Raw genomic sequence first — 25681 nt, 5'->3', positions numbered from 1 at the left:
TTCACACCTTCGTCTGCGCCCGCAATCGCCGACCAATCACATCCATCAAGTCACAACCATCGCGCAACGGAATGGCCAGCAGTTTGGAGAAATCCGACAACACCACCGTGTCGCAACCAATCTCGGCGCGAAAGGCGATGTTTTCCAGCACCTGAGTAACTGCGCGAATGCGGTAGTCAGCGGCGGCTTGCAATACGTCGAGTGGGGCTTCGGTATCGATGAGCAGGGAGGCCGGAACCAGGTCTACTCCGGTGAGGGGCATGTATCTTTCCATAGGTGAGATCTCGTTCAGTTAAATGAGACCGCCAACAGATCGTCGCCAAATGAATAGGGTGGCAGTTGCGCGCAGGTTGGCGAACCGGGAACGAGTAACCGGCAGACCCGAAGGTCTCCCGCGCGCAACCGCCATAGTACAGCGGTTTTGCGGTTGCGACGACGCCTGCAAATGAGCAGGCTGCTCTCGCACGCGTAGCTCAGGTCGCCAAACCCGAATCGCCATACTGGGCGACGGGTCGGACTATAGGCTTCATCAGCACGGCGGGGAAGGTGACGCATTCCGAGGTTTGTGTAGGAATTTTAATAGCGTCCTAGGACCATTACGCGCCTTCCGTGGGCGACTGCTATCGACCCATTGCTGCCCTTCATGCAGGGCAGCAATGGGTCATCAGTTGAAAAAGTCGGATTTTCAGCCCGCCAGAACTCAGGCATGACTTCCACGCGTAGCGTGAGAACGATCAACCTCAATCAAAACTGCTTTGATGCGCTGGCAATGCGCTGGTACTTACGCAGCTGTCGGTTAATGTTGCGGATATCCAGAAAAAATATCTCTGCGCTACGCCAGAGCAGCATCCACGCGGTGACGGTAACGACTCCCACGGGGATGGTGCCTTCAATGCCCAGAGCCGTGCCTGCCAGCACCAAGGCTAGTGCCAAGCCCAGGAGTGTCAGCGCTACCAGCCGTTGGGTGCGAATATCCCCTCTGAGTTGTTCGCTCTTTTCCGCAAAGGTATTGCTGATGGCTTGCTGCAGGCGTTCTCGCTCATCTTCCGGGCAGCGAATGTGCAGACACAGTTCGGAGTGGTACCAGGCGCTATCTGACAGGTAGTCCACCAGCTCGGGGCTTAGCTTGGGGTTGTCCGGCGAGGCAAACGGATTAAGGTAATCGTGGGTAATCGTCAGATCGATTTTTTTTGTCATAACGAACCTTCACCTGATTGAGCTGTGGACTGAGATTTTAGTGTTCGAGGTAAAGCTAGTCGCAAGACAGCTGCTCTGCCTGATCGGCAGTTGCACGCGCTGTTGCAAGAGCGGATTTATCCGCGATGCGTTGGCTGAATGTGCGCCACGACCGTCTGCATCAGCGCTGATTGTTATCACTCTCTCCGTGAGGGACATCAGGCAGCGGGCGGTGCATGCGCGGATAAGGGCTAGAGGCAGCTTTTGGCCGATTGCTGCCCTCCGCGACAGGCAGCAATCGACCCTTAGCGGCCGGTGGGCAGTGGCAGAAAGCCGACAGTAACTGCTCATTTTGAGATGTGTTCAGTTCGAACTTGGCTCTCAGCTGCGGTTCCTCATGAGGCAGAAGTACAATTACTCGAATTGGCAAAACAAATGCCAGCGCCAAACTCCGGCCTCAGGAAACCGGAGTATCCGGCGTAAAAAAATAAGCAAGGCCCAGGATCAGGTATACGGTGAGCAATTGCACCCCCTTGAGCCAGTCTGAGCGCCCGTCGCCCGCTACCTGACCGGTGATCAGCACTGCGAGCAACAGACTTAGTACCAAGCCATTGGAGAACGCAAGGTCCATGGCAGTAGCGTTGATGAAGTAGCTCGCCAGTACCAGGACGGGTGCAACAAACAACGCCACTTGCACACTAGAGCCAATGGCGATGGCTAGCGTGAGATCCATGCGGTTTTGCATGGCGGCTGAAATAGCAGAGGCATGTTCCGCCGCGTTACCCAGTATCGCAATGACGAAAACACCCATGAATAAATTGCTGAGGCCGAGCTGACGGGCCGAGGGGTCGATTGCGGCCACCAGGATCTCACTGACCCAGGCGATCAACACGGTCGCTACCGTCAAGACCAACAACGCCTTGCCCTTCGACCAGAGGCGCGCCTGGTCCGAGTTGTGTTTAAGGTTGGGATCGCCGGAAAAGGAGTTTTTGTGAGTGACAAGCGAGTACACGAGGAACAGGGCGTAAACCACAAGCAGGACCAGAGATATATAAAGGCTCAAAGATTGAAGACCCTTCGGCGCCCGAGCTGCGATAACGGCGTTGTAGGCCGCAGGAATCACCAGCGCAATGGCCGCTAATGTCAGCAGGGTCGCCTGCGAGCGTGCGGCCGTAGCGTTGAACCGTTGTTCTTGATGACGCAGCCCGCCAGCGAGCATGGCCGCCCCCAGGACCAGCAGGATATTGCCAACGATAGAACCCGCAATGGACGCCTTCACCACATCGTACAGACCTGCCCGCATCGCGCTGAGCGCAATGATCAGCTCGGTGGCATTGCCAAACGTTGCGTTCAGAAGTCCGCCCACACCTTCACCGGATCGTTCCGCCAGGTGTTCGGTTGCCCTGCCTAACCAACCCGCCAACGGAATGATCGCAAGCGATGCCGCCAGGAACACCACTAGATGATGCGTTGGGGCGGCGAACTCCAACACAATAGCTATCGGAACGAAGAGCAGCATCCAGGTGAGCATCGCGGCGCCCCTTGCATTTGTGTGAACAAATCCGTTGCTTGAAACCCGATAAGGATGGTTCGTTGCTGCCTCTGCGTCAAAACAGACGCTTAGGCGAATTTGCTTTCAACAATATGGCGAATCAGTAGAACACGAAGGCATAGGCTTGCGCGCAACAGTAAGTTTTTTTGAGCTTTCAACTAAACTTTTAAGTGTCGTTCCCGAGTGTCGGAGACAATTCTATGGTACTGCCGATCGAGTTGGTCGCCAGGCAGCCTACGCCCTTTTGGGTAGTTCATGCCTACGGTATGAACATAAGGTTCTCAGACCAGAAATCCGCCGAAAAGTACGCGACCAAGTTAGAGGAGCGCGTATGTGCCCCCCACGCTCTCCCATCGGAAATTCAAAAGCAATGGACGGTTGAGCACTTTCGAATGGTGCGCGGCGCCTGACGATATTTGTGATTTTATGCCGTGCCCAGCTACAGGGTATAAGTTGCGCTAAACCAACTCTCGGCAGGTATACGCAGTCTGTTCGGTGGCACGAGAATAAAAGGTGTCAGATCTCTTTTATTGTAGTCCAAAAAAACGGGCGCCCTCAGCGCCCGTTTCCATTCACTCCTTCGCCTGCGCCCGCAATCGCCGACCAATCACATCCATCAAGTCACAACCATCGCGCAACGGAATGGCCAGCAGTTTGGAGAAATCCGACAACACCACCGTGTCGCAACCAATCTCGGCGCGAAAGGCGATGTTTTCCAGCACCTGAGTAACTGCGCGAATTCGGTAGTCAGCGGCGGCTTGCAATACGTCGAGTGGGGCTTCGGTGTCGATGAGCAGGGAGGCCGGAACCAGGTCGATTCCGGTGAGGGGCATGTATCTTTCCATGGGTGAAACTCCGATCAAGGCAAAGTTTGACTGCCCCTCAATCGTCGCCAAACGAATGGGTGACAGCTGTACGCAGGTTGGCGAACCGGGATCGGAAAACCGGCAGACCCGAAGGTCTCCCGCGCACAGCTGCCATAAAGACAGCTTTGCGGGCATGCAAAAGCGACTGCATTAAAGCACAGCGCTTTTGCATCCGACCGATCAGGTCGCCAAACCCGAATCGCCATATTGGGCGACGGGTCGGACTATAGGCTTCACCAGAACAGCAGGGAAGGTGACGCATTCCGAGGTTTGTGTAGGAATTTTAATAGCGTCCTAGGACCATTACGCGCCTTCCGTGGTCGACTGCTATCGACCCATAGCAGCCCTTGCTGTATGTGTGTTGTCGCCATATGTTATTGGCTTTCATGGAGGATTCTGACTGATGGCACGCGTGGGATTGATACTGACACCCGGTTTTGCGGACTGGGAATATGCTTTCATTGCTGGAACTGCGTCTCCGTTTTACGGGATCGACGTCAGGTTTTTCGCTTCTACTACGGGGCAGTTCCTCTCGCAGGGTGGATTGGCTGTAACTGTCGATAGCAGCTTGCAACAATGTCTGGACTGGAAACCGGACGTTGTTGTCGTCATTGGAGGAATGGTCTGGGAGCGTGCAGAAGCACCGGATATTCGAGAGTTTCTTCATGCTAGTCGTTCAAGTGGAGCGACAATTGCCGGTATCTGTGGGGGAACGCTGGCACTTGCGAGGGCCGGGCTTCTCGACACGGTTCCTCATACATCGAACAGCGCTGACTTCTTACAGCAGAATGCCGTAGGTTATGAGGGGCGCACGCTTTATCGATGCAGTGCAGTGGCTGTGGTTGCAGACCGCATTATAACTGCTCCAGGCCATGCACCCGTTAGCTTCACCTGCGCAGTGTTCGAAGGTGCCGGGCTATCTTCAGAGATCACTTCTCAATTCAGGTCAATGTTGGCAGCGGAACATCGGTGACTGCTTCGTCCTGCAAAACAGCCAATCTGTTGCGTCGACCGGTTGAATCCACAGCCGAAAGCAGTCGTTTGTGAACGACAACAATCGGCCAGAAGCAGCCGCGTGAGCGACGGCGTCCGGCCGAGCATCTCCACGTCAGAAGGTGATTACGATCTTTCCAAAATCTGGCCCTTTGAGTTGCTGGGCGAAGGCATCCCTGGCATTGCCAAAGTCAAAGCGGTGTCCAATAAGCGGATGGATTCCTTTACGTTCGATGAAGGTATTCATCTCCTCGAACAATTGCCGCGAACCGACACGTACGCCGCGCACAGTGACCGTACCGCCAAGAATAAGCATGGGGTCAATCTTCCCAACCGGATTGATCAGGCCAACCAAATGCACCGTACCGTCACGGCGTGTTGCGAGTATGGAGCGTTCCAGCGTATCAGGACCAACGGTCTCGATGACGTGATCAACACCTTTCCCACCGGTCAGCTCGCGTGCTTTTTTGTGCCAGTCCGGATCGCTTTGATAGTTGATCAGGTGATCCGCCCCGGCCGCAGCTGCTCGCGCCAGCTTGGCATCGCTGGAGGACGTGACAATAGTTCGGGCGCCCAGCGCACTGGCAAATTGCAGTGCGAACAGGGCTACGCCGCCGGTGCCCAGAATGAGCACTGTTTGCGAAGGACGTACCTCTCGAACGGCATTCCAGGCTGTCACCGCAGCGCAAGGTAACGTGGCACCCTCTTCGTAAGATAAATTCCGGGGTAATGCCACCAACCCCTCCTGGTTGAAGACACGGTATTGCGTCAGCGTGCCGTCAATTCCGTGACCAAGCGTCGTGCTCGAATTTGCGGCGTGATCGCCGAGGGGGCCATACAGCCAGTCCTGCACAAAGTTACCCGCTACGCTATCGCCCACTGCGAACCGATTTACATGCTCACCAACCGCTACGATTTCGCCAGCGCCGTCCGATAACGGCACGGTTGGGCGAGGCAGTTGAATACCTTGTGCGCCAGCCAGGTAGAAATTGTCCTTGTAGTTAAGTGATGCGGCGCGCATCCGGACCAATACTTCGTATGAGCCGATGGCAGGCACGGTCTCGGTAAACAGTTGCAGCGATTCCAGGCTTGGCGCTGTCAGCCGATAGGTTTGGGACGTCTTCATGCTTCAACCTTCAATGCGTTTTGTTCAGCCAGAGTCGGGTAGTCGGTATAGCCTTGCGATCCGCGTGAATAAAACGTCGCGAAGTCGGCGGAATTCAAATGAGCGCCGGCCTGCAAACGATTTACCAGATCAGGATTGGCCAGAAATGGCCGGCCAAAGGCAAGAAACTCGGCCTCGCCTCTTTCCAGTGCGCCTGCCGCATTGGCCTGGTCAAAACCACCTGCCAATACGAGCGGCCCCTTGAAAGCGTCGCGCATGGCGTCACGTAGGCTGACCGGCAGCGGCGGCAGCCCCATCGATTCGAAGTTCACCAGGTGCAGGTACATGAGGCCGAAGCTGGAGAGTTGCCGACAGAGCTCGACATATTGCGCGTCCATTTCCGCATAGTTGAATGCACCATTCGCTCCACTGTGGGGCATGAAGCGGATGCCTACACGCGCCGCGCCGATTGCAGCCACCACTGCCTGAACGACTTCCAGAATGAAACGGTTACGCGCGGACGTACTTCCGCCGTATGCATCATTGCGTTGATTGATGGTTGCGTTGAAAAAGGAATCAAGCAGATAACCGCCGCCGGCATGCAGCTCCACACCGTCAAAACCGGCTTCAATGGCGAGGCTCGCTGCGCGCGCAAATTCGGCGACGGCCATCTGAATATCGGTGGCACTCATTGCGCGTGGCGTGGAGGTGGCCTGCATGCCATGTGCGTCAGTATGAATGTCACCCGGTGCGCGCTCTGCGCCAGGGCCAAGCACTTCTGCGCCGAGGGGCAAATTGGCAACATGCGCAACACGACCGGCGTGCATTAGCTGAAGCACGATCTTGCCACCCTTGGCATGCACTGCGGCGGTGACCTGCTTCCAGTCTTGTACGTGGGCACCATTGAATAAGGCTGGCATCCGCGCGTAACCCAGGCCGTTCGGTGAAGGCGAGGTGCCTTCAACGATGATCAGCCCTGCGGATGCGCGCTGGGAGTAATACTCGGCCATTAAAGCGTTGGGAGTGTTGGCTTCAGTTGCCCGGCTGCGTGTCATCGGCGCCATGATGATGCGATTCTTTAAATACAGTTCGCCAAGCTGCGCCGGGTGATGCAAAGAGAGGGTCATTACAGGCTTCCTGTGTAAAAGGTGCCCGCAATGTTAGGTCGGGAGTTATTATGGGAAAAGATGAAGCAATGACATGTACTCGTGCATTTTTGGGATGATTGATCTTGGACTTGAATGACATTGCCCTATTCGTTCACGTGGTACGTGCGGGCAGCTTTGCAGAGGCTGGGCGACGGTTGGGTATTCCGCCCAGCACTGGCAGCCGTCGTCTGCAAGCACTGGAACGCAGCGTCGGCGTACGCTTACTGCAGCGCTCAACGCGCCGTTTGGCATTGACAGATGCCGGCCAGGCCTTTTTTGCACAGTGTGCAGAGCAGATCGACGCACTGAACCAGTCTGCCCAGGATCTGGCAGATAGCAGCAAAAAGCCGAGCGGCCGGGTTCGTGTGGCAGCCGGCGTGGACTTCTTAAACTGGTTTCCCATGGCATTGATTGCGGACTTCATGGCCAAGCATCCCGCCGTGCGAGTGGAGTTTGTGCTTAGCGATGCTCGCGCCGACTTACTGGCTGACGGCATTGATGTCGCCGTCAGGTCCGGCAAAATGGTGGAGCCAATGCTGGTGGCAAAGGAAATCGGTTGGATTGAGTGGCGTATGGTTGCCAGCCCTGACTACCTGTCCACACATGGAACACCGATCAGTCCGCAAGATCTGACCCAACATGAATGCATCACGCGGCCCGCGATCGGAAGCACTCCGGTCACATGGCGATTGCGTGGTCCAGACGGCATGATCGAAGTGCCCGTCAGCAGCCGCTTTCAGGTGAACACTCATCAGGCACAGCTAGGCGCTGCGCTGGCAAACCTGGGTATAGCGCTGGTGCCATCCCTGACCACACTCGCACCTCTAGAACAAGGAGTGCTGAAGGAAGTTTTGCCCGGCTATAGCCATGAGGCAGGTGTCTATTTTGTATTTCCGAGCAGGCGGCATATTCCCCGTGCAGTTAGAGCGTTCACGGAGTTTGCCAGTACTGTCCTGTTTGAGCGGGGCATGGTTCTGCCTTCTTAGCATCAACGTTTGGAGAGCACTTAACGGTTCTTTATCGAGGAAGTGATCACTCATTCAATGGGGCGCAGCGCTGGACGATTTACCCAATCTGTTGAGTCGACCGGTTGAATCCACAGCCGAAAGCAGACATTAATCACGCTACCCAATCTTTCGAAAATGGGCACGCGTTACGGTCAGCCCCCTAGCGTAGAATTTCCTGGATGCCAGCCCCCACCCGAGACGGACCCTCAATGCAAACCCCGACCACCCCAATCCCCCTCTGGAAAACCTACCTCCTTTTCCTCACCCCCATGGTCCTCTCCAATTTCCTCCAATCCATGTCGGGCACCGTCAACAGCATCTACATCGGCCAAATGCTCGGCACCCAAGCCTTGGCCGCCGTTTCCGGCATGTTCCCCATCGTGTTCTTCTTCATCGCCCTGGTCATCGGCCTCGGCGCAGGTGCGAGCGTGCTCATCGGCCAAGCCTGGGGCGCGCGTGAACCGCATCTGGTGAAAACCATCGCCGCTACCACGTTGCTGTTGGGAGCAATCATCGGCCTGACAGCGGCGGTGCTGGGCAGCGTATTCGCAAGACCAGCCTTGCAAGGCTTGGGCACTCCGGCCGACGTATTGGATGACGCCGTGTCCTACGCCCACGTGATGATGTGGATCATGCCGTCGCTGTTGGTCTACGTCCTGTTCACCCAGCTGCTGCGCGGGGTGAGCGATACGGTGTCGCCGCTGATCGCATTGGTGGTGTCGACGTGCATCGGCCTGGCGCTGACGCCGGCGTTGATTCGCGGTTGGTTCGGGTTGCCGATGTTGGGGATTCAGAGTGCGGCGTATGCGGGGTTGGCGGGGAATTTGTCGGCGATGGGGTGGTTGGCGTGGCGGTTGATTCGGCGGGGGCATCCGTTGGCGCCGGATCGGGAGATGTTTGCGGCGATGCGCCTGGATCGGGTGATTCTCGGCAAGGTGTTGCGCATCGGTTTGCCGACCGGGTTGCAGATGGTGGTGTTGTCGGTGTCGGAGTTGGTGATTCTGGCGCTGGTGAATCAGCACGGGTCGCAGGCGACGGCGGCGTATGGGGCGGTGACGCAGATCGTCAACTATGTGCAGTTTCCGGCGTTGTCGATTGCGATCACGGCGTCGATTCTCGGGGCGCAGGCGATTGGGGCAGGGCGCATTGAGCGGATGGGGCCGATTCTGCGCACCGGGTTGTTGATCAATGTGTGCCTGACCGGTGGGTTGGTGGTGTTGGGTTACCTGTTGTCGCACTGGTTGCTGGGGTTGTTTCTGACGGACGATTTGACTCAGGCGAAGGCCGAGCACTTGCTGCACATCATGCTCTGGAGCCTGTTGGTGTTTGGCTTTCAGGCGATTGTCGGCGGGATCATGCGGGCCAGCGGCACGGTGTTGGTGCCGATGGCGATTTCGATTGTGTGCGTGCTTGGCGTGCAGTTGCCGATGGCGTATGTGCTGGACGGGCAGTTCGGGTTGCAGGGTGTATGGATGGCGTTTCCGGTGGCGTATTTGGGGATGCTGATGTTGCAAACGCTGTATTACAAACTAGTGTGGCAACATCAGAAGATTGAACGCCTGGTGTAGATTGGATCCTTTATTTCAATCTTGACCCTAATAAGTATGACTGTTTTAGTTGGAGGGGGCCTGAATGCGAGTTGGTCTCTATTGCAGATATCGTTAGTGAGGTAACAACTAATGGATCCAATAGAAGAATCTAAGGCCCCATGTAATTTACCAGGCCAGTTGTCACGTGGCTTTCAGGGAAGTTGGGATTTATCCAGCGAGGTGAGTTGCTTCTTCTGAACTAACCGTTTGTCGGTGGTTTGCTCGAAAAATGAACATTTGGGTTCTAATGCCCTCTGATACTTCAGCGCGTCGCCATGACCTGCTCCTGCAGCCGCAGAAAGAGAAGTGGATCCCGAACCTCATATGCATTGAATGCAAGTGAGGATTTTTTTACCTGAAATTCAGGAGCCAACAAATAGCCGAACTTGATTTGCCGGGCAAATTAATCGGTTCAGCCGCGCCAAATCACTGATTTGGCTTGTCTTTTATCAGTCGGATCTCATAGGGCCTGCAACTCGATTAGAGCCCCGCTGAACTAATGATTCGCACTGTATAATCAGTTGGAGAAGTACCGTGTCTATAAATACAATTATGAGTCTGGTCGAAAACAAAGAGTGTATGGAATTTGTGCGGTTGGGTGTTGTTTATGCTCACTTGGTCGCCTGTTGTGTTGCCATTGGTTTGGTGTTGACCAGTGATATAGCCATGGTTAAGAACTTGTTGAAGGGCAAGGTGTTTTCGGAGCACGATAATGCGCATCTGGAAAGTCTCCAGACGTCTGTCGTTGTTGCATTGATTGCGTTGTGGGTCACCGGTATTGCAATTGTGGGTATTGATTACCTGGAGAAGGGAGTCGAGTACTTCATGAACCCGAAACTTCAAGCCAAAGTGATCATTGTCATGTTGCTGACGTACAACGGCATCTTGCTGCATCGCCTGGTGTTGCCGGCCATGCAGAAGGCCGGATCGCTGCTCAAGCTCGAGTTTAGCGCACGGATGCTGGCGCTGTTCTGCGGCTCGCTGTCGGCGGTGTCCTGGATGTATGCGGCCCTGCTGGGTGTCGGACGCCCGTTGGCCTGGAAGTATTCACTCTCTGAACTGTTGATGGCGTATCCGCTGTTGATTGCACTGGGTTTCCTGGCAATGCTGGCATTGACTCAGCGAGTGATAAAACAGAACGACGATGTGGTGCCGCTGCGGACTGTTGCGAGTGCTTGCTAAGTTGTAACGTTCGCTGAACTTCCCGGACACCTCCGGTTTTAAAAAGAGGGCCACCCGTAACAGGGTGGCTCTTTTTTTTGCGTCAAAAGTTGCTCCAGAAAGTCGAGTCGTCGGTGAAGGCCGGCGGGCTTGCTGTCGTCCACCTTCGGACTGACAATCCAGAGTGACGGTGATGTAAACCGACAGGCGTGATCGCCTGGGGAGGTTTTCCACATGAGTCCTTCATCGACAACCATTCTGCAAGACCGCGCCGATGCCGGTCGGCGGCTGGTGGCGCCGTTGCTCAAGTACGCGCATCGCCCCGATGTCATCGTCCTCGCCTTGCCCCGTGGCGGTGTGCCGGTGGCGTATGAAGTGGCGATCGCGCTGGACGTTCGCCTCGACCTGATGCTGGTGCGCAAACTGGGCGTTCCGACCCATCAGGAGCTGGCGATGGGCGCGATTGCCAGCGGCGGTATTCAAATCCTCAATGAGCATACGCTGCGGGCACACCCGATTGATCAGGCAACGTTCGAGGCCGTGGTCGCACGGGAAACCCGCGAACTGCTGCGGCGTGAGCAGGTGTATCGCGGAACGCGTGCGCCGGTGCAGTTGAAGGATCAGGTGGTGATTCTGATTGACGATGGCTTGGCGACGGGCGCTTCGATGAGGGCGGCGATTCACGCGGTGCGCGCACAGGCGCCGGCGCGCGTTGTCGTCGCGGTGCCGGTGGCGCCGGTTGAAACGGCGGAGGCGCTGCGCGGTGAGGTGGACGAGTTGGTGTGCCCGATCACTGCTGATTGGTTTATGTCGATTGGGCATTGGTACGTGGATTTTTCCCAGACTGCGGATGCCGAGGTCATCAGGTTGTTGACGCGGGCGTGGCAGCGGTAGGGGAGTGGGGCGGCGTAAACATTTGGGGTTTGAGAGATGGGTCATCCGTTACGGGGTGGCCCATTTTTTTGGCTGGAAGTTGCGTTGATCTTGAGGGCGCCATCGCCGGCAAGCCGGCTCCTACAATGTCCGCGTGCAAACCCGATCCTTGTAGGAGCCGGCTTGCCGGTGATAGCGGCCTCACGGTTTACACCGTTCGTCGCAGAACCCTAAAACGACCTATTGACACCCGCCGGCATCTGCGTGAATATTCATCCATCGCATGCGATGCAATCGAATGCGACACTAAATCAAACCTATCGCAACATCGAGGATTCACCCCATGAGCAAGATCGAAAAAGTCCTGGCCACCGGCAAAACCCACACCACCGCCAGCACTGCCGGCAATACATCCGGCGGCCACAACGGCAGCCTCGACATCACCCTGTCGACACCCGGCAGCGCCAAACCTGCTCATGTGTTTGCCGGCACCCAGCCGCACCCGGCTGCCGAGCAACTGTTCGCCGGTGCATGGTCGGCGTGCTACACCGCTGCCGTCGGTCTGGTGGCCAATGATTTGAACGTGGTACTGCCAGCGGACTTCTCCGTCGACATCGAAGTCGATCTGGGGCAAACCGGCCCGGCCTACTTCCTTCAGGCGCGTTTGACCCTGCGCGTACCTGGCCTGCCACACGACATCGCCACCACGCTGGCGCACACCGCTGATCAGATCTGCCCATACTCGAAAGCAACACGCGGCAATATTGATGTGGCACTGAACGTCCTCACCGTTTAATTATTATAAAAGCATCGCGTGCGATAAAAGCGCACGCGAAAAACAAATCCCCAATTGAGAGCATTCATCATGAGCAAGATCGAAAAAGTCCTGGCCACCGGCAAAACCCACACCACCCCTAGCGCAGCCGGCAACACGTCGCGCGGCCACAACGGCAACCTCGACATCGTGCTGTCCTCGCCCGGCAGCGCAAAACCGGCGCACCAGTTTTCGAACATTCTGCCGCACCCGACCGCCGAGCAATTGTTCTCCGGTGCCTGGTCGGCCTGCTATAGCGCCGCCGTCGGCCTGGTGGCCAAGGAGTTGAGCGTGACACTGCCGGCCGACACGGCGGTAGACATCGAAGTTGATTTGGGCCAGACCGGCCAGGCGTACTTCATCCAGGGGCGATTGACCCTGCGCGTACCGGGCCTGTCGAACGAGGTCGCAACGAAACTGGCGCATGGCGCCCATGAGATCTGCCCGTACTCCAAAGCCACCCGCGGCAACATCGACGTGGCGTTGAACGTCATCACCGAGTGATGCACCGCACGACCGGTTCGACTTCGCCAGGCGAGTCGAACCGGCCGCCGGCCCGGGCAACATCGATAAGCGTCAATTGGGCGCCAATGTGCTCTTCAGCCAATGTTCAAAACGTGTCGCACCCATGATCGGATTCGCCCCAGGCGTCAGTGACTGATCGTTGATGGACGCACCGAAGTAAGGAACCGTGTCATCCGCGACGACCTCGCGCGGATCTTTGATGTGCCGCAGGTATTGGTTCACGAATTCAACGATCGGCTTGCGATCCGGCCCGGCGACTTCCAGGGTCTGGTTGTCTGGCGCTTTCAAGGCGATATCGGTCAGGGCCGTGGCGACATCGAGCGAGGCAATCGGTTGCAGTGCGGCAGGGGTCAGGTGGATGGTGTTGCCGTCTTCGCGACCCGAGTAGGCAATGGCACCGATGAACTCGAAGAACTGCGTGGCGCGCAGGATCGTGTAAGGAATGCCCGAGTGTTTGATGAGTTTTTCCTGAGCCATCTTCGCCCGGAAGTAACCGCTTTCGAGCATGCGCTCGGTGCCGACCACTGACAGCGCAACATGGTGTTTGACGCCGTCGGCTTTCTCCGCCGCGAACAGGTTTTTCCCGGCCGTTTCGAAAAAATGCAACGCCGCGTGATCCTCAAATGAGGGCGAGTTCGCCACGTCCACCACCACATCTGCGCCTTTCAAGGCTTCCTTCAGTCCTTCGCCACTGATGACGTTGACGCCGGTACTCGGCGACGCTGCCAGCGCTTCATGCCCCAGTGCCCGCAGGTTTTTGCACAGTTGACTGCCGATCAGTCCGGTCCCTCCGATGACGACGATTTTCATGACCCGTCTCCCGTTGCGGTCAATGGAACACTCATTAAACACCTGCATGACTCAGGCATCCGGCGCGTAACGGGGGTGCGCGACAGGTGGTCGGGCCGCCGGTGCACCCATGGCACAAACGGCGATTTTTTGCTTTAGTCCACCTATGGCTGGCCTTTGTGTGCAGCACCTCACTGCACCAGGGCGTCCTGCCGGAGAATCCCATGAACCTTCGTTTCCCGCGTTCCGCCGCCGTGCTTGTCGCGCTCACGCTCGGCGTGTTGCCGTGCGCCGATGCCATCGAATACAAACAGGTGAATGAGACCGCCAGCACGATCTCTTTCACCTACAAACAGTTCAGTTCACGGGTCTACGGCACGTTCGGCAAGTTCGAAGGCACGCTGGATTTCGACACGGCGAACCCCTCGGCAGCCCACGCCGTGCTCACGATCGAACTCGACAGCATCGATGCCGGAAGCAGTGACGCCAACGAAGAACTGAAAAAGCCCGCGTGGTTCGACACGGCCACTTATCCGCAGGCGACGTTTGAGTCGACCGCTGTTAAAGCGTTGAGCAACAACCGTTACGTGATCACCGGCAATCTCACCCTCAAGAAAATAACGCGCACGGTGCAAGTGCCGGTCCTGCTGAAGTCCCAGAAAGCCATCGGCATATTCGATGGCCAGCTGACGCTCAAGCGCAGCGACTTCAAAATCGGTGAAGGCGAGTGGGCGGACACGGTGGTTTCCGACGATATCAACATCAGGTTCCGGATGGTTGCGCCGGAGCAATAGCTGTTCAGCGTTCTGATTCACCGCGGCTTTACGTCGCTTGCTCTGCCATGGTTTTACTGTCATCGTTCGCGCTACTGGTAATCTTTCTTATTTGAGAAATTTTTGCGTATGCGCGATTTTTCCGTGGCTGATGACGACGTTGCCCGTCGTCGGCGGACCTTCACCGACCTCTATAGCGATCACCATTCCTGGTTGCATGGCTGGCTACGGAAAAAACTCGGCTGTTCGCAACGTGCGGCCGATTTGGCCCATGACGCGTTCATTCGCGTGCTCACCCTCGCCGAGCCTCACACCATCAAAGAGCCGCGGGCGTTTCTGGCGACCATGGCGGGGCGCTTGTTGATTGATGGCGCCCGACGCCGGCGGATCGAGCAGGCGTACCTCGAGGCGCTGGCGATCCAGGCGCATGACGCCGGCATGCCCGACCCCGAAGCGATCCATGTGGCGCTTGAAGCGCTGGAAAAAATCGCCGTGATGCTCGCCGGGTTGCCAGACAAGAACCGCGAGGCGTTCCTGCTCAGCCGGCTCGACGGCCTTACCTACAGCGAGATCGCGATTGAACTGAAAGTGTCCGCCAGCACGGTCAAAAACTACGTCGCCGGTGCGCTCGTCCATTGCTACAACACCTTGTACGGGGCGGAACAGCCGTCGTGACGAACATCCAACCACCCTCCGAGCAGATGATCCTTGAGGCGGCTTACTGGCTGACGTTGTTGCACGACGATTTGGCTACCGACGCCGAACGCGTGGCTTTCGATGTCTGGTGCGAAGCCGACCCGCGACACGCGCTCGCCCTGGAGCGCATGCGGGCTTTGTGGGGTGGTTTTGACGAGCTGCCTGCCGCCCCCGCACGCGTTGCCCTCAAGCATGCCTTTGCCCGGCCGGGCCCGAGAGTGTCGAGCCGTGGCGCCCAGGCGATTGCGCTGCTGGGTGTGTTGGTCTGTGGCTGGATCGGCCTGGACAACATGCCGGTCTGGCTCGCCGATCAACGTACCGGTGTGGGCGAGCGGCGCGAGGTGGTGCTTTCGGACGGCAGCCATATTCAGCTCAACAGTCATTCGGCGCTGGACGTGAAGTTCGACGGCCAGCAGCGCGTCATCGAGTTGTTGGAAGGGGAGATGTGGGTCGAGGTGGCCAAGGACGCCCGGCGTCCGTTTGTGGTGCGCACTGATCAGGGGACGGCGACGGCACTGGGCACGCGCTATCTGGTGAAACGCGCAGCCGATGGTTCGACCGTGGTCAGTGTGCTGGAGTCTATCGTTGCCGCCAAAGCCAACGGCGCCGAGGCGGTGAACGTCGCGGCGGGTGAGCAAACCACCCTCAGAGAGGGCCGGGCGCAAGCACCGCAACCTATCGGCAACGCCCACCCGGATGCCTGGACCCGGGGCCTGCTCAAAGTCGATGACCGCCCTTTGAGCGAAGTGCTTCAGGCCCTCGCCGGTTACCGACGGGGCCTGGTGCGCTACGACGAACAGGCGCTGCAAGGGCTGCGCGTCTCCGGCGTGTTCCGCCTCGACGACACCGATGCTGCACTCGCGGCACTGGCGGACAACCTGCCGATCCAGGTCGAGCACTTCACCGATCTGCTGGTGGTGATCAAACCCCTATAACCCCCCAACCCCCTGTAGGAGCGAGCTTGCTCGCGATGGACTCAAGCGCGCCGCGTTCATTCAGAAAATACGCGTCTTCGTTAACGTCCATCGCGAGCAGGCTCGCTCCTACAGGGTTTTGGGTTATCCAAAAAAATATTAATGCAAATCGCTCGCATTCATTGTCTGTTTTTCCGACATGACCGTCATGGTTAGTAACGCCTTCCATTTCGCAGGATTTCTCATGTCTCGCTTTGCTCGTCCGTTGCACCCACTGGCGCTTTCAGTGGCGATGGCTTTTGTCGCGGCACCGCTGCTGGCTGCCGAATCGCCGGTCGCGGGTTCACACACCAGTGCTGTCCGCAGTTTTTCGATCCCGGCCGGGGATTTGAGTCAGGCGCTGAACAGCCTGGCCGAGCAGGCAGATCTGGTGTTGGCCTTCGACCCGGCCTTGACGCGCGGTAAACGCAGCAATGGCCTGAGCGGACCATTCAGCACCGGCGACGCACTTGCCCAATTGCTTCAGGGCAGCGGCCTCAACGCCATCGCGCTGTCGGCCACGCGCTATCGCATCGAACCTGCGCCCGAGGCGGTCGAAGGTTCTCTGGAGTTGCAGGCCACCAACATCAACGGCGCGTATGCGAGCGAAAGTCCGACCGGCCCGGTGGCGGGTTATGTCGCGACGCGCGCACTGTCGGCGACCAAGACCGATACGGCGCTGAACGAAACACCGCAGTCGATTTCCGTGGTCACCAAGGACCAGATGCGTGCCCAGGGCGCGGAGAATCTCAACCAGATTTTGCGTTACACCGCCGGCGTGATTCCCGAAACCCGTGGCTCTACCGCCTCGCGACTGGATCAGATGACCATCCGTGGTTTTTCCCCTGCCGTGTATCTGGACGGCTTGCGCATGCCGGGCAGTCGCGATGCCTCGCCGCAAAAAGACTCGTTTGATCTGGAGCGCGTGGACGTTTTGCGCGGGCCGTCGTCGGTGCTGTACGGGCAGGCCAGCCCCAGCGGTGTGGTGAACATGGTCAGCAAGCGGCCGCTGGATACGCCGTTCCATGAAATCGGCGTCGAGTACGGCACCTTCGACAAGAAACGCACGACCTTCGATTTGAGCGGCCCGCTCGACGACCAGGGCGTTTACTCCTATCGCCTGGCCGGTCTGTACGACGAGGCCGATGGTCAACTGGAACACACCGAAACCCAGCGTCAGTCCATTTCGTCGGCGTTCACCTGGCGCCCGAGCGATGACACGTCGCTGACGCTGTTGGGGCATTTCCAGAAAGACCCGAAGGCGGCTTCGTACGGTTCGACACCGGCGTGGGGCTCGGTGTTGCACAGCCCGACCGGGCGTGACATCGATGTCGATTTCTATGACGGCGACAAGGATTTCGAGAAGAGTGACCGCGAGTATTTCTCCATCGGTTATTTGTTCGAACATCACCTCAACGACGTCTGGACCTTGCGTCAGAACGCGCGTTACCTGCGCAGCGAAGGCGTTTATCGCAGCCTCTACAACAGCAACCTGCGCGCCGATTACCGCACCTCCAACCGGTCGACCATTGCCACAGACGTCGACCTGGATGCCTACACCCTGGATAACCAGGTGCAGGCCAGATTCGACACCGGACCGGTGCAGCACACGGTGCTGTTGGGTGGCGATTATCAGAACACCAGCACGGATACCAAGTCCGGTTTCGGCACGGGGCCGACGCTGGATATCTTTGACTCGGTCTACGGTGTTCCGGTCGTCACACCCGCGTTTACCACCGACGCGACGCAGCGTAACCAGCAGAAGGGCTTGTACCTGCAAGACCAGATCAAATGGGACAAGTGGGTGTTGCTGATGGGGGGGCGCTACGACTGGGCGACCAACAACAACAGCTCGATGAACTTGCGCAACAACGTCAAGACCAAAACCTCTCTGGACAGCGAGGCGTTCACCGGTCGCGTGGGGCTGGTCTATCTGTTCGATAACGGCCTGTCGCCGTACATCAGCTACGCCGAATCCTTCGAACCGCAGTCGGGCACCGGCTACGGTGGTTCGGTGTTCAAGCCGACCGAGGGCCAGCAATACGAAGTGGGGATCAAGTACCAGCCACCGGGCAGCAACAGCTTTATCACCGCGTCGGTCTTCGACCTGCGCCAAAGCAACGTGCCGACGCTTGATCCGGATCCGACGCACCTGTGCGGCACCGGGCGTTGCCAGGAACAGAGCGGTGAAGTGCGTTCCCGTGGTTTCGAACTCGAAGGCAAGGCCAGCCTGAATGACAACCTGGACATCACCGCCGCGTACGCTTATCTGGACAACCGCATCACCAAGTCCAACAGCACCGTGAGCTACGCGCCGCTGACCGACATCGCCGTCGGCCCGGCAGTGCCGGCGAAAGGCACCACCAACTATGGCGTGCCGCGTCATACGGCCTCGGTCTGGGCGGATTACACCTTCCACGACGGCGTTGCCAAAGGCTTCGGTGTCGGCGGCGGGGCGCGTTACGTCGGTTCCTCCTGGGGCGACACTGCCAACACACTGAAGGTGCCGGGTTACACGCTGCTGGATGCGGCAGTGCACTACGACATCCCGCACATCAACAGCCTCAAGGACAACCTGCGCCTGGCGGTGAACGCCAGCAACCTGGCCAACAAAGAGTACGTGGCGTCGTGCTATTCCTATTCGTGGTGCTGGTATGGCGCACAGCGCACCGTTCAGGCGAGCGCGACGTATCAGTGGTGACACCCGCTGAGCTGACACACCACGTCGCCTGTATCGCCAGCAAGCCGGCTCCTACACACCACCGAGCCTGTAGGAGCTGGCTTGCCAGCGATGGCGGCGTATTTGATACACCGCGCAAGCCCCATCGCCAGCAAGCTGGCTCCTACAAGGATCTGCATTCACCTGACACACCACCGAACCTGTAGGAGCCGGCTTGCCAGCGATGGCGGCGGATCTGATACACCGCGCAAGCTCCATCGCCAGCCAGCTGGCTCCTACAAGGATCTGCATTCACCTGACACACCACCGAACCTGTAGGAGCCGGCTTGCTGGCGATGGAGCTTGCGCGGTGTGGCTGACCAGACGTCAAAGCGTGGCCGTTTTAATGCACGGCAATTGGCGCTGTAACGGTCTTCCCGAGCGCTGAGCGAACGGTGATGGTCGGGCTCGGTGTCGGGCCGTTGCCGGTGGTGGTAACGGACAGTCTCCAGCGTGCCCCCGTACCGTTCGGCGTGAGCGTCGCGGTTCCCAGATTGAGCTGGCCGCCCGTGGTCGACGCACTGACGGTGATGCTGTTGCCCGCCGCCCGCGAGGTCGTCCCGGTCACGTCCCAGGTATAGCGATTGTTGCTGCGCACGTTGACGGAAGCGCGGGTGACCAACAACGTTTCATTCACCGCCGCCGCAGCGCTGACCGCCACGGACACCGTCGCCGGTTTGTCCGAGACGGCACCAAGGTTGTCGCTGGCTTCGTAGGTAAACACCGCAGTGAACGGCGCCGCAACAATGGCCGGTGGCATATAGAACACTCGAATGCCGTCGGTGCTCACGGAGCCCTGGCCCGAATCCGGCTGGGTCAGGCCGACAACCTTGAGCGGCAGGTTACCGTCCGGGTCAGTGTCGTTGGCGAGCACGCTGATGGTCACTGGCAGGCCGTTACTGCTCGTGGCGCTGTCATTGTTGGCCACGGGTTTTTTGTTCGGGCCTTCATTATCATCGCCGTCAACGCCAGTGCGGAAGGTTGGCAGTGCCACGGAGTTGACGAAAGTGACGCCGTCCCAACCCGGTATCGGCGTTGGCATCAACTGGAACTGCCCCGGATGCTCGGAATCCCAGCGCAGCAGCATCGACGTGTCCTCGTGCTGAGTGTTGTGGCAGTGCTCCATGTAGGTGCCGGCGAACTCGCGGAAGTGGAGCGCTACGTCGACATCCACTGAACTGTCGACGCCTTCGCCAATACGAAAGACGTCCTTGCGTGCCCATTTTTCCCATTCCGGCGGTGCCTTGCCGTCGCGACTGAGAATGACGCCTTCTTCGAAATGCACATGCACCGGGTGGTTCCAGCCATTGCCGCCGTTCTTGATTTTCCACACTTCGAGGGTGCCGTCGCCGGAGAACCCGGCGTCCGTGGGGCCGCTGGCCAGTTGCGGTGCGGCACTGATGCGACGCGGGTCCATGGGAAAGCCGGGGCCGCCATCTGTCTTGATCGTCCACGGTGCTTCATCGGTGCCATCGGAGCGACCGAAAATGAACTCCCGATGCCGCGCCACGTTGAGCCTGGCCTGGTCATTCGGGTTGTCGCGATCGATGGGCAACGGGATCATCGTCTTGCCGCCAGGCACAAAGGCTGCCGGGTCCATGGCCACGTCCTGACCGCTGTAGGGCTGAACCAGCAGTTGCAGGAATTTGCCAACCAGCGGGTCGCCCCTGTCCCATTTCGGGCCTTTGCTGGTTTGCTTGATGACGGCCTTGTACTTCTCGGACAGCACGTCAGCCAGGGGGGCGGGCTCTTCCGGGCCCTTGCCGTCTTCGTGCACCAGCAGGTTGACGAAGTACAGTTTGTCGCCGACCTTGATCCCGTTTTTCGAGAAATTGACGATGATGTCGAAACGTTCGGCGATGCCCATGGTTGGCAGGATCGCATTGTTATTGGTCTTATCGCCGTCACCATCCAGGTCCATGCTGCCGTCGAACGGCACGGCGTGTTCCATGATATTGCCGTCGTTGGCAATCAGGTGGAGCGGCACCCGATTATAGGAAACCCCAGAGCCGGCAGGCCCCGGAAATTCACCGCCATTGCCGCTGATTTCCCGTACCAGCGCCAGCTTGAAATAGCGCGACACCGAGCCGTTGAGAATGCGGAAACGGTAGCTGCGCGCGCGAACTTTCAGGCTCGGCTGGTACTGCCAGTTGACCAGCATCTGATCCCCGAGAAAGCCGTCGGTGTTGAACGGGTTGAACCACAACTGGCCGTTCTCGTCCCAGGCCTTATCGGAGATCAGCAGGTTCACGTCGTAGTCGCGGTTGCCCCAAGGCATCGCTGAACCGCTGGGAAAACGCAGGTTGACGCCGTCCTCGATCGCTTCGTTGCCGCGATCCACAGCGCTGTAGTAATTCATCATTGCCGCATTGCCCTTGTAGACATTCTGCGCGGTGAAATCGAGCATGTGGTCGTGGAACCAGTGGCTGCTCATGGTCTCGCGCCAGTCGCCTCGGATTTTTATGCTGCCGTTTTCGCAAGTCTTGAGGCCCGGACTGACATCGTTGACGAAGAGTTTTTCGCCCGGTGAGCAGGGGAAGGCTGCACGCGGATCTTGCGCCTTGGTGTTGATCGTGTCGTAGCCGGCCAGTTGCAGCGGCCAGCGATAATCGTAGAACTGCCCCGGAAAGAAAAATGCATTGGTAAAGCCATCGCTTTCAGCCGGCGAGTGCCCATTGTGTTCGTGGGTGCTGAGGGTGTGCAGGCCAAAACCGGCGTTGGCTGCGGGGTCGATTGGCAGGGCGTTGTAATGGCGCATCAGCAACGCTTGACCGTAGCGGACCATCAGCAATTTGGCCGGCACGGTGCCGTCGAACGTCCACAGCGAGTTGTGATTCTGCACCGGCATTCTTGAATGAAAACGCACGTCGATACCGCGAGTGGTGCCCGCTGTCGCCGGGATGTCCGAAGTTTGGTAGTAGAGCCCGCCGGGGGCGAATTCACCCTTGTTGTAGTGGTGCAATTGTTGGGCGTCACGCAGGCCCTGGTTGGTTCTGGCACCGGCTTGAACAGTCTTGAACTGAACCTGCGGGAAGAACTCGTTCCAGCGTTGATGCGACCAGCCTTTTCCCGGTGGCCGACCCTCCGCCGGCGAGCCCACCGGATGCCGGTTGAGGAAGGCTTCGATCTGCGCTTTCCACGGATTGCGGTCCAGTACATTGGAAAACTGTGAGGGAAACGGGGACAACCCCGGCTGGCGCAGGAAGGCTTCGAGCGCTGCACTCGACGGGCCGCTGCGGGCGACGTTGTTCGGATCCTGCTGGGGCGCCGGGCCGAGGGTTGGCACGGGGAATGTCAGCGTCTGCGGCGGGGTAGTCGGGTCGAGTGTTTCCGAACCGAACTCTTCGAACAGCAGCAGTTGTTGAGTGAATGGTTCGGCTCCGAACAAGGGGCTGGGCTTGCCGTTGGTGGGGTAGTTGAACGACGTCTGTGCGGCGGGCGGCAGTACGTTGTCGGCCCGCGGCGTGTTTCGGTCGCCGAACACGCCGTTGGGCAAGGCCAGGGCACCTTGATTGGCCGGGGGCAGGTTTTTCAGTGCTTCCAGGGCTGCCTTAGGGTCAGCAGGCGGGTTATGGAAGGCTGACGGATCGGTCGGAGGCGGTGGCCCGAAATCATCGAGCGGAGCGGCATTCACCACAGACAGGCTGAAAGTCATCAGCATCACCAAAGTAATGCCCGGCGTCCGGAAAAAGCCGGGCGACTTGTTCACAGGAGCTGAGCTTTTCATGGTGGTTCTCTGGGGCGTGTCGTGGTGTCGGCACATGCGCAAAAATCGACGCAAAAGCTGAGCCACTAACGAGATTGTCAGATAAATCATCGCGTTAGGTTCAGTGATATGCGTGGGAAGTGTTAACGAGAGTTAACAGTTGGGGGATATTCCTCAGTCTTGGGGAGGGTGTTATTCCCCATTGCCCCGTCCGGTGAGGAGGTGTTGTCGTTGGCCTCATCGCCGGCAAGCCGGCTCCTACAGTTGATTTCCATAGTCACTCGGCATGACTGCCAACTGACACGCCACCCCGGTCTCGTCGGCGCGTTATGATAGGCGCGTCCGCCGCCAGAGTCAGAGCAGAGCCTCAATGCCCCAGATCACCCATTTCAAAACCCCGTGCCCCGAGCACCTCACCAGCCAGATTCTGCAGATGGTGGTCGATAACCTGACCGACATCAGCATGGTCGCCATCCCGCCGAGCAACCTGTTGTACAACGTTTACCAGTACGCGATTGGCTATGAGGTTCACCTCTATCTGGAGGCGCTGAACGGGGCGAAAGGGGTGGCGGTGGAGTTGCTGGTCGCGACCGATGTGGACGATCCGGAACAGGTCATCGGCTTCTTGCTGTACCTGCCGATCAAGGACGATCCCGAGGCGTGCGGCGTCGCATACATGGCGGTGCAGGCCGGCCATCGGCGTCAAGGCGTGGCGCGGCGGATGCTGCGGGAAATGGTCGGCCGCTATCCGCATGCCGAGCTGACCTGCGCGGTGGCCAAGGTGCCGTGGTTTGAATCGATGGGCTTTCAGGTGCTGGGCACGCGCGGTACGCAGGTGTTGATGAACACCCGCGATCATCGCTCTGACGGGTTGATGGGGCTGCTCGACGTGGCGTCGATCTACAGCTCGCTGGAGGTGCGGCAGATTCATACGTACCTGCTGCAAAAGCACGGCAAGCGGGCGATGCTCGATGCGGAAAAACAGCGTGACCGGCATCTGGATCAATTGACGCACAAGGCCAATGAATTTGTCCGCGAGCGGTTGGGCGAGTCGCCGCGCTGACCGCGCCCCACCAGTCAAATCGATCAACTGTGGGAGCGGGCTTGCTCGCGAAGGCGGAGTTACATTCAGCATTGATGTTGACTGACACATCGCCTTCGCGAGCAAGCCCGCTCCCACATTGGGCCATGGCAAAATTCAGGAAAGCTTCACGTTCATGGTGATCCGCGCCGTGAACACCTTCTTGCCCTCGACGTCGTGAATATCTACCGGCACGAGCTTGTCGCCTTCCGTGGTCCAGTCCACGGAACCCCCGTCGGCCACCGCCGTCACGTCGGTTTTTGCCTTCGCCAGGTACTCCACCGTCATGCCTTTTGGAATCCAGCGTGCGCCTTCGGGAATCGACACGTCGGTCATCATTCCCGCCGCCAATTCAGCCGCATTGCACATCGCGATCGCGTGCACGGTGCCCAAGTGGTTGGTGATTTCCTTGGCGAACGGCACCTGCACCGTCGCGCAGCCTTTGCGCAACTCCGTGACCAGCGGGTTGATGGTGCTGAAGTAGGGCGCAACCTGACAGGCCATTTTGCTGAATGCTTGCGGGCCTACGCTGTTGAACATGCTGAGAAACTGACTCATTTGAAACCTCGCTGAGGGGGTTAAAGCAGAATTGTGTTCCGTTACGGAATAATGTTCTGTAACGGAACAGTATTCTGTCGGCTGGAAATCTGTCAACCTGTCGCCACGTGTCCGATGGCAGTCATCTGCCTTCACCATCGATTTTTTGGGACTGTGTTGAGCATGGAAACGTCAGATTTACTCGAGCGCTGCTACCCCGGAAGACGCGCCGAACTCAAGCGCGATATTTTTCGAAAGGCCCTCGCCCTGTTCAACGAGCAGGGGATCGAGGCCACGACCATTGAAATGATCCGCGCCGAATGCGACACCAGCGTGGGTGCGATTTATCACCACTTCGGGAACAAGGAAGGGTTGGTAGCCGCGCTGTTTTTCACCGCCCTGGATGATCAGGCCAGGCTGCGCGACAGCTATTTGAGCGAGGCGAAAACCACGCAAGAGGGTGTGTATGCGCTGGTGCACAGTTACGTGGATTGGGTCGACAGCCAACCCGAATGGGCGCGGTTCCAGTACCACGCGCGATTTGCTGTCACCAAGGGACCTTTCAAGGACGAACTGGCTACCCGTAACAAGATGCGCAACAAGCAATTGCTGGAATGGCTGTCGGATTCGGCCAGAGGCGATGAATTGAAAGGTTTTCCGGCTGAATTGATGCTGTCGCTGATTATTGGCCAGGCAGACAACTATTGCAGGACGTGGTTATCGGGTCGGGTGAAGGGCAGTCCGAAGGTGTACAGGGACGAGCTTGCACAGGCGGCGTGGCGGTCGATTTCCGGCGGTTGACCTGCAAAAAAGCCTGGTCTGATGCGGTAATGCTGTTCACTTGGGCTCAGGGAGGGCATGCGCTATTGGGAGGTTTTGAATGGGGGTATATCCGTTGCTGCGGTAACGGCTGCTATTGGTTTCGCCCTTACGGCGAGTCACTTGGAAGAGCCCCAAGTAACCAAGGGCTCTTGCCCCTTTCGTTCGGTGCCTCGCTGTGGCTCGGCATACCCTCGCTCCGGTCCTGCTCCGTGGGCCCGCCGCGATCGGCCATCCCTGGCCGTGCGCGGCTAACCCGGCATCCATGCCGGGTTGCCCACTGCGCAGAACCTGCGCTCGGCCTCTCGAGGGGGCGCTCAGATCAAAAGCTGAAGGCGAGCTAACGCTCGGCCTGATGAGTGGTGAAAATCAAAAGCAAACGCAATTACCTGTAGGAGCCGGCTTGCCGGCGAAAAACGCCCAGACACCGCGTTGATTCAGACACCCCGCGTTATCGTTGACGTCCATCGCTGGCAAGCCAGCTCCTACAATTTTGAATCGTGTGAACCCAATCCCCGTGTAGGAGCCGGCTTGCTGGCGATAGCGGTGTGTCAGTCGACGCATTTATCGCCTGAACAGACGCTATCGCCAGCAAGCCGGCTCCTACACGGGATCGGTGTACATATCCGGAATAAGTGGCCGCAGCAGTGAAGCAGAACGCGTACGCAAGATGAGCCAGGTCGGCTTTCAGGCCGCCTCGGCGGCTGTGGCGGTAGTCGCCCCCTCGAGAGGCCGAGTGGAGGTTCTGCGCAGTGGGCAACCCGGCATGGATGCCGGGTTAGCCGCCCCCGGCCATGGA

General features: G+C 58.4%; 22 protein-coding genes. 13 read left to right on the top strand and 9 right to left on the bottom strand.

Annotated features, from left to right (window positions below):
- Nucleotide 1: 1 nt before the first annotated feature.
- The 4 genes from KGB24_RS18940 to KGB24_RS18925 form a co-directional block, all read right to left on the bottom strand.
- A complete protein-coding gene (locus tag KGB24_RS18940) occupies nucleotides 2–274 on the bottom strand; it encodes a hypothetical protein (RefSeq protein WP_223416252.1) in 273 nt (90 codons plus the stop codon).
- A 470-nt stretch (nucleotides 275–744) separates the two neighbouring features.
- Complete coding sequence (locus KGB24_RS18935) at nucleotides 745–1197, bottom strand: hypothetical protein (RefSeq protein ID WP_008029433.1); 453 nt, start codon at nucleotides 1195–1197, stop codon at nucleotides 745–747.
- A 436-nt stretch (nucleotides 1198–1633) separates the two neighbouring features.
- Complete coding sequence (cax, locus tag KGB24_RS18930; protein ID WP_223416253.1) at nucleotides 1634–2707, bottom strand: calcium/proton exchanger; 1074 nt, start codon at nucleotides 2705–2707, stop codon at nucleotides 1634–1636.
- A 593-nt stretch (nucleotides 2708–3300) separates the two neighbouring features.
- Nucleotides 3301–3573 (bottom strand): hypothetical protein, encoded by a 273-nt coding sequence (locus KGB24_RS18925; RefSeq protein ID WP_192230206.1) that lies wholly within the window; start codon nucleotides 3571–3573, stop codon nucleotides 3301–3303.
- 424 nt (nucleotides 3574–3997) lie between these two features.
- Between KGB24_RS18925 and KGB24_RS18920 the strand changes: the two genes are divergently transcribed.
- On the top strand, nucleotides 3998–4567 hold the full coding sequence (locus tag KGB24_RS18920) for a DJ-1/PfpI family protein (RefSeq protein WP_223416254.1): 570 nt from the start codon (nucleotides 3998–4000) through the stop codon (nucleotides 4565–4567).
- A gap of 135 nt (nucleotides 4568–4702) precedes the next feature.
- Here KGB24_RS18920 and KGB24_RS18915 read toward each other — a convergent pair whose 3' ends face one another.
- A complete protein-coding gene (locus KGB24_RS18915; RefSeq protein WP_223416255.1) occupies nucleotides 4703–5713 on the bottom strand; it encodes a zinc-dependent alcohol dehydrogenase family protein in 1011 nt (336 codons plus the stop codon).
- Nucleotides 5710–6819, bottom strand: coding sequence for an alkene reductase (locus tag KGB24_RS18910; protein ID WP_223416256.1), 1110 nt, complete (start codon nucleotides 6817–6819; stop codon nucleotides 5710–5712). The genes KGB24_RS18915 and KGB24_RS18910 overlap by 4 nt, the downstream gene beginning before the upstream one ends.
- Nucleotides 6820–6929: 110 nt before the next feature.
- Here KGB24_RS18910 and KGB24_RS18905 point away from each other — a divergent pair, with 110 nt between their 5' ends.
- The 6 genes from KGB24_RS18905 (at nucleotide 6930) to KGB24_RS18880 (ending at nucleotide 12788) form a co-directional block, all read left to right on the top strand.
- Nucleotides 6930–7826: a LysR family transcriptional regulator gene (locus KGB24_RS18905; protein WP_263287244.1), complete on the top strand. Its 897-nt coding sequence runs from the start codon at nucleotides 6930–6932 to the stop codon at nucleotides 7824–7826.
- 230 nt (nucleotides 7827–8056) lie between these two features.
- Nucleotides 8057–9415, top strand: a complete 1359-nt coding sequence (locus KGB24_RS18900) for an MATE family efflux transporter (RefSeq protein WP_223474845.1) — start codon at nucleotides 8057–8059, stop codon at nucleotides 9413–9415.
- Between the two features lie 555 nt (nucleotides 9416–9970).
- Nucleotides 9971–10618, top strand: coding sequence for a hypothetical protein (locus KGB24_RS18895; RefSeq protein WP_223413583.1), 648 nt, complete (start codon nucleotides 9971–9973; stop codon nucleotides 10616–10618).
- 213 nt (nucleotides 10619–10831) lie between these two features.
- Nucleotides 10832–11491: a phosphoribosyltransferase gene (locus KGB24_RS18890; RefSeq protein ID WP_223413582.1), complete on the top strand. Its 660-nt coding sequence runs from the start codon at nucleotides 10832–10834 to the stop codon at nucleotides 11489–11491.
- 322 nt (nucleotides 11492–11813) lie between these two features.
- Nucleotides 11814–12266 carry an Ohr family peroxiredoxin gene (locus tag KGB24_RS18885; protein ID WP_192417495.1) on the top strand — a complete coding sequence of 151 codons (453 nt, stop codon included), beginning with the start codon at nucleotides 11814–11816 and terminating at the stop codon, nucleotides 12264–12266.
- Nucleotides 12267–12335: 69 nt separating this feature from the next.
- Nucleotides 12336–12788 (top strand): Ohr family peroxiredoxin, encoded by a 453-nt coding sequence (locus tag KGB24_RS18880; protein ID WP_223413581.1) that lies wholly within the window; start codon nucleotides 12336–12338, stop codon nucleotides 12786–12788.
- 72 nt (nucleotides 12789–12860) lie between these two features.
- Here KGB24_RS18880 and KGB24_RS18875 read toward each other — a convergent pair whose 3' ends face one another.
- Nucleotides 12861–13619, bottom strand: coding sequence for an SDR family oxidoreductase (locus KGB24_RS18875; protein WP_223413580.1), 759 nt, complete (start codon nucleotides 13617–13619; stop codon nucleotides 12861–12863).
- Between the two features lie 203 nt (nucleotides 13620–13822).
- On the opposite strand from KGB24_RS18875, the gene KGB24_RS18870 reads away from it, so the two are divergent.
- From KGB24_RS18870 to KGB24_RS18855, 4 genes are all read left to right on the top strand, one after another.
- Nucleotides 13823–14392, top strand: a complete 570-nt coding sequence (locus KGB24_RS18870; RefSeq protein ID WP_223413579.1) for a YceI family protein — start codon at nucleotides 13823–13825, stop codon at nucleotides 14390–14392.
- A gap of 108 nt (nucleotides 14393–14500) precedes the next feature.
- A complete protein-coding gene (locus KGB24_RS18865) occupies nucleotides 14501–15046 on the top strand; it encodes a sigma-70 family RNA polymerase sigma factor (protein ID WP_008030859.1) in 546 nt (181 codons plus the stop codon).
- A gap of 26 nt (nucleotides 15047–15072) precedes the next feature.
- Nucleotides 15073–16002 (top strand): FecR family protein, encoded by a 930-nt coding sequence (locus KGB24_RS18860; RefSeq protein ID WP_223413585.1) that lies wholly within the window; start codon nucleotides 15073–15075, stop codon nucleotides 16000–16002.
- A 223-nt stretch (nucleotides 16003–16225) separates the two neighbouring features.
- On the top strand, nucleotides 16226–18721 hold the full coding sequence (locus KGB24_RS18855; protein WP_223413577.1) for a TonB-dependent siderophore receptor: 2496 nt from the start codon (nucleotides 16226–16228) through the stop codon (nucleotides 18719–18721).
- Nucleotides 18722–19082: 361 nt separating this feature from the next.
- On the opposite strand, the gene KGB24_RS18850 is transcribed toward KGB24_RS18855, so the two are convergent.
- A complete protein-coding gene (locus KGB24_RS18850) occupies nucleotides 19083–22466 on the bottom strand; it encodes an Ig-like domain-containing protein (protein ID WP_223413576.1) in 3384 nt (1127 codons plus the stop codon).
- Between the two features lie 349 nt (nucleotides 22467–22815).
- Here KGB24_RS18850 and KGB24_RS18845 point away from each other — a divergent pair, with 349 nt between their 5' ends.
- Complete coding sequence (locus KGB24_RS18845) at nucleotides 22816–23508, top strand: GNAT family N-acetyltransferase (RefSeq protein WP_008034576.1); 693 nt, start codon at nucleotides 22816–22818, stop codon at nucleotides 23506–23508.
- 135 nt (nucleotides 23509–23643) lie between these two features.
- Here KGB24_RS18845 and KGB24_RS18840 read toward each other — a convergent pair whose 3' ends face one another.
- Entirely contained in the window at nucleotides 23644–24084 is a 441-nt protein-coding gene (locus tag KGB24_RS18840; RefSeq protein ID WP_008034574.1) for a hotdog fold domain-containing protein, read from the bottom strand.
- Nucleotides 24085–24246: 162 nt separating this feature from the next.
- Here KGB24_RS18840 and KGB24_RS18835 point away from each other — a divergent pair, with 162 nt between their 5' ends.
- A complete protein-coding gene (locus tag KGB24_RS18835) occupies nucleotides 24247–24864 on the top strand; it encodes a TetR/AcrR family transcriptional regulator (protein WP_223413575.1) in 618 nt (205 codons plus the stop codon).
- The last annotated feature ends 817 nt before the right edge of the window (nucleotides 24865–25681 follow it).

Source organism: Pseudomonas sp. BF-RE-25 (genome assembly GCF_019956105.1).
Taxonomy (GTDB): domain Bacteria; phylum Pseudomonadota; class Gammaproteobacteria; order Pseudomonadales; family Pseudomonadaceae; genus Aquipseudomonas; species Aquipseudomonas migulae.
This window is presented reverse-complemented; position numbering and strand designations above follow the sequence as displayed.